Consider the following 5,173-nt stretch of genomic DNA (forward strand, 5'->3'; position numbering starts at 1 on the left):
GGGCCGCGGTTCACCGCGGCCCGGCGACCTCCTCGTGCTCGTCCTCGTGCTCGTCCTCGTGCTCGTCGGCGTGCTCGTCGGCGTGCTCGTCGGCGTGCGCGACGTGGCTCAGCGAGCGCCAGATGAGGACGACGAACACCGCCGACCCCGCGAACGCGAACCAGAACGGCGCCGTGACGTCGAAGCGCTGCGCCAGGACACCTCCCAGCCCGCTGCCGATGGCCAGGCCGCCGAACGTCCCGACGGTGTTCACCGCCCCCACCCGGCCCTGCAGCTCGTGCGGGACGGCCCGCTGGCGCACCGTGATCGACGTGGTGCCCCACACGAAGGCGTGCATCCCGAACACCACGAACACCGGCAGCGCGACCCACGGGCTCGTCGCCAGGGCCAGCGCCAGGTGCGTCAGCGTCTCCACGACCAGCCCGATCCGCATGAGGTCGCCCAGGCTGACGTGCCGGGTGATCCAGCCGTACGCCAGGGTCCCGGCGATCCCGCCGACCGCCCCGGCCGTCGTCACCAGGCCGTACCCGACGGCCCCCAGGCCCAGGCGCTGGGTGGAGTACAGGACGAGGATCGACCACGCGGCGCCGAACGTGACGTTGAACGCGAAGATCGTCACCACGAGGGTGCGGACGGCCGGGTGGTGCGCGGTCCAGCGGATGCCCTCCACGACGTCGTGCCAGGGTTTCGACGGCGGCCGCGCGGGCCGGGGCGGCAGCCGCAGCCGGCTCACGAACACCGCCGCCAGCGCGCACAGCGCGGCCTGCCCCGCGAACGGCGCGAACGTCCCGGCGGTGAACAGCGCGGCCCCCAGCGGCGGCCCGGCGAGCTGGTTGACCGTCACGAAACCGGTCTGGACGCGGGCGTTGGCGACGGCGAGGTCCTCGCGCGCCACCAGCATCGGCAGCAGCGTGCTCGCGGTGTTGTCGGCGAACACCTCGGCCGTGGCGAGCAGGAACAGCGCCCCCAGCACGAGGGGGACCGTGGCGTGCCCGGACAGGACGACCACCGCCAGCGCGGTCAGCAGCGCGGCGCGCACCACGTCGACGGTCACCACGATCGCCCGGCGGTCCACCCGGTCGGACAGGACGCCCGCGGTCAGGCCGAACAGCAGCGGCGGCAGCCACGCGGCGAGCGCGGCCAGCGCCACGGGGAACGCGTCGTCGGTGAGGGAGGCCACCAGCAGCGGCCCGGCCGCCAGGGCCAGGCCGTCGCCGAGGTTGCTGGCCCAGCTGGAGGCGATGAGCCAGCGGAACCCGGTGCCCAGGCGGCGGGGCAGGACGGTCTCCACGATCGCGGCGGGGCTGGGCACCCCGGCACGCTGCCACACCGGCCCGCCGCCGGACCAACGGTTTCCGGTCCGGCGCGCGGCGGGGGGATCAGGAGGCGCGGCGGGTGCCGCCCCGGCCCGCGCGGGCCCGCAGGTAGTCGTCGACGACGTACTGCCCGAGCCGGTCCGGGCTGGGGGACAGCACCCGGCCGCCGTTGCGGCGGGCCACGGCGTCGACGAACCGGCGCAGGCCGGGGTCCTCGCCCAGCATGAACAGGTTGATCGTGGCGCCGAACCGGGTGAGCTGGTCGACCTCCCGGACGGTGGCCCGGACGGTCTCGGCCGTGGGCGGCCACTGGAAGAACGACTCGGTGGCGTCGCGGCCGGGGACCAGGTGCGCGGTGGGCTCGCCGTCGGTGATGACCAGGACGACGGGTTCGGCGTCGGGGTGCCGGCGCAGGTGCCGGCGCGCCAGGCTCAGCGCGTGCTGCAGGTTCGTGCCCTGCACGAAGTCCGGTTCCACCCCGGCCAGCTCGCCGACCGTCAGGGGCTGGGCGTGCAGGCCGAAACCGATGATCTGCAGCGCGTCGTGCGGGAACTTCGTCGAGACCAGGTGCGACAGCGCGAGCGCCGTCTCCTTCATCGGCCCCCACCGCCCCTCGGCGGCCATCGAGAACGACAGGTCGACGCACAGGGCGACGGCCGCGCCGGCGCGCCGCTCGGTCTCGACGACCTCGAAGTCCTCCCACGTCAGCCGGACCGCCCCGCCCGGCGAGGTGCCCCGGTGCAGGGCGTTGGAGACGGTGCGGACGACGTCGAGGGGCTGCTCGTCGCCGAACCGCCAGCGCCGCGTCGCGCCGGTCGGCTCGCCGCCGGCCCCGGCGTCGGTGTTCTCGTGGTCGCCCCGGCCGCCCATCCGGGTACGGCCGAGCACGTCCCGCAGCGCGGTCTGGCCCAGGCGGCGCAACGCCTTGGGGGACAGGGTGAGCCCCTCGGGGGAGCGGGTCAGCCAGCCCTGCCGCTGGAGCTCGCGCTCGAGGTCGCGCAGCCGCCGCAGGTCGTCGGCGGCGCCGCGGCCGAGCTGGCGCTCCAGGACGTCGACGTCGACGTCGTCGAGGGTGCCGGGGTGCTCGGCGCCCAGCTGGTCGAGCAGGTCGTCGAGCTCGGAGATGTCCTGCAGCGCGTCGGCGGCCTCGCCGTACCCGAGGGGCTGGTCGCCGCGGCCGCGGACGCGCTCGCCGCGGGAGGAGTCCAGGTCCGGGCGCAGCGCGCGCAGGTTGTCGCCGAGCTGGGCCATCTGCGCCTGCAGGTCCAGGTCGCCGCCCAGGGCCTGCTCCATCAACGCGGACAGCTCCTCGCGCTGGGCCGGGGACAGCGACCGCATGAGCCGGGACGCGGCGGCGGCCCGGCGGGCCAGGGCGTCGACGAGGTCGTCGAGGTCCTCGACGCCCTCCTCGCCGAGGGTGTCGCCGTGCTTCGCCATGAAGTCGGCGAAGTCCTGCGGGGTGTCCTCGCCGCGGGCCTTCTTCGCCAGCAGGTCGTTCAGGTCGCTCATCATGTCCTTGAGCGCCTGCACCGCCTCCGGGCTGCCGCCGCGCAGGGCGTCCTTCATCCCGCGGAACTGCTGGCCCACGACGTCCTCGCGCAGGCCGTCGAGGATCCGCTGGTACTGCTCCCGGGCCTGGTCGCTGGCCCAGCGGTAGTCCTCCAGGTCGCGCACGGCCTGGGCGGTGGAGCGGGGCAGGGCGTCGAGGCGGGTCTCGGCGAAGCGGGCGTCGTCGTCGTCACGGCCGGCGAGCTCCTCGCGCTCGGCGGCCAGGGCCTGGTCGAGCTGGGCGCGGGCGGTGGTCAGGGCGCCGTCGAGGTCGCCGCGGCGGGCGGCCTCGCGCCGCAGCCGGGCCGCGCGGGCCCGCAGGTCGTCCAGGCCGGAGCGGCCGTCGGGGCCGCCCCGCAACAGGTCGCGCAGCGCCTCGCGCAGCGACCCGCCGGACAGCACGTCGCGGCCGACGCGGTCCAGCGCCGCCCGGACGTCGTGGGGCGGAGCCAGCGGGTCGGGTCCGCCCGCCCACTCGCCGTACCGGTAGCGACCGCCACGTCGCCTGCTCCACGCATCACGGGCCACGCGTGCACGCTACGTCCGTCCCGGGGAGCGCGCCAGGGACGGCCGGACCGTCGATCCGTCACCCCCGCCCCCCGACGCATGACAGTTTGTCTGGACAAATGGGGTCGAGTGGGTGGCATGATGCTCCCTGTTCGACCATCCGGCGGGAGCCGCCCCGCCGATGACGTCCGAGGAGGGCATTCGTGACCACCACCACCGCCAGCACCACCGCCGCCGCTGGTGCCCCCGGTCCCAGCACGGACCTGCCGCACGTCCCGCACTGGATCGCCGGTGCCGCGACGGCCGGGTCCGGCGACCGCACGGCGGACGTGTTCGACCCGGCGACCGGCAAGCGCACCAAGGTCCTCGGCCTGGCGTCCGAGGCCGACGTCGACGCCGCCGTGGCCGCCGCGAGGAGCGCGTTCCCGGGGTGGCGCGACACGTCGCTGGCCCGCCGCACCTCGATCCTGTTCAAGTTCCGCGAGCTGCTGAACGAGCGCAAGCCCGAGCTGGCCGAGATCATCACCGCCGAGCACGGCAAGGTCCTGTCCGACGCCCTCGGGGAGGTCTCGCGCGGCCAGGAGATCGTCGAGCTGGCCTGCGGCATCAACCACCTCGTCAAGGGCGCGTTCACCGAGAACGCCTCCACCAAGGTCGACGTGTACTCCCTGCGCCAGCCGCTGGGCGTCGTCTCGATCATCTCCCCGTTCAACTTCCCGGCCATGGTCCCGATGTGGTTCTTCCCCATCGCCATCGCCGCGGGGAACACCGTCGTGCTCAAGCCCAGCGAGAAGGACCCGTCCGCGGCGAACTTCATCGCGCAGCTGTGGAAGGACGCGGGCCTGCCCGACGGCGTGTTCAACGTCCTGCACGGTGACAAGGTCGCCGTCGACGGGCTGCTGACCCACCCCGACGTCGCGTCGGTCTCCTTCGTGGGCTCCACCCCCATCGCGCAGTACGTGTACGAGACCGGCACCCGGCACGGCAAGCGCGTGCAGGCCCTCGGCGGGGCGAAGAACCACATGCTGGTCCTGCCCGACGCCGACCTGGACCTGGCCGCCGACGCCGCCGTCAACGGCGGTTTCGGGTCCGCCGGTGAGCGCTGCATGGCCATCTCCGCCCTCGTCGCCGTCGACTCCGTCGCCGACGAGCTGATCGCCAAGATCAAGGAGCGCGTCGCGACGCTGCGCACCGGCGACGGCCGCCGCGGCTGCGACATGGGCCCGCTGGTCACCGGCCCGCACCGCGACAAGGTCACCGGCTACGTCGACGCCGGTGTCGAGCAGGGCGCCGAGCTCGTCATCGACGGCCGCGAGGTCGTCCCCGACGGCGACGCCGACGGGTACTGGCTCGGGCCGACCCTGTTCGACAAGGTCACCACCGAGCAGTCCATCTACACCGACGAGATCTTCGGGCCGGTGCTGTCCGTCGTCCGCGTCTCCGGCTACGACGAGGGCCTGGAGCTCATCAACGCCAACAAGTACGGCAACGGCGTGGCGATCTTCACCAACGACGGCGGGGCGGCGCGCAAGTTCCGCAACGAGGTCCAGGTCGGCATGATCGGCATCAACGTGCCCGTCCCGGTGCCGGTCGGGTACTACTCCTTCGGCGGCTGGAAGCAGTCGCTGTTCGGCGACACCCACGCCCACGGCGTCGAGGGCGTGCACTTCTTCACCCGGGGCAAGGTCGTGACCGAGCGCTGGCTCGACCCCTCCCACGGCGGCCTGAACCTGGGCTTCCCGCAGAACGACTGACCCACCGGTCCCCGACGGGGGCGTCCCCGCGCGAGCCGCGCGGGGACG

Annotated in this window: 3 protein-coding genes; 1 reads left to right on the top strand and 2 read right to left on the bottom strand. The window is 74.3% G+C overall.

Annotated features, from left to right (window positions below; genetic code table 11):
* Positions 1 to 10: 10 nt before the first annotated feature.
* Together ACRYM6_RS22890 and ACRYM6_RS22895 are read right to left on the bottom strand one after the other, a co-directional pair.
* Entirely contained in the window at positions 11 to 1,312 is a 1,302-nt protein-coding gene (locus ACRYM6_RS22890; protein ID WP_432545197.1) for an MFS transporter, read from the bottom strand.
* A gap of 67 nt (positions 1,313 to 1,379) precedes the next feature.
* Positions 1,380 to 3,392 (bottom strand): vWA domain-containing protein, encoded by a 2,013-nt coding sequence (locus ACRYM6_RS22895; protein ID WP_432545198.1) that lies wholly within the window; start codon positions 3,390 to 3,392, stop codon positions 1,380 to 1,382.
* 242 nt (positions 3,393 to 3,634) lie between these two features.
* On the opposite strand from ACRYM6_RS22895, the gene ACRYM6_RS22900 reads away from it, so the two are divergent.
* A complete protein-coding gene (locus tag ACRYM6_RS22900; RefSeq protein ID WP_432545199.1) occupies positions 3,635 to 5,125 on the top strand; it encodes a CoA-acylating methylmalonate-semialdehyde dehydrogenase in 1,491 nt (496 codons plus the stop codon).
* Positions 5,126 to 5,173: the final 48 nt, after the last annotated feature.

Origin of the sequence: Kineococcus rugosus (assembly GCF_050871975.1) — a bacterium.
Taxonomy (GTDB): Bacteria; Actinomycetota; Actinomycetes; order Actinomycetales; family Kineococcaceae; genus Kineococcus.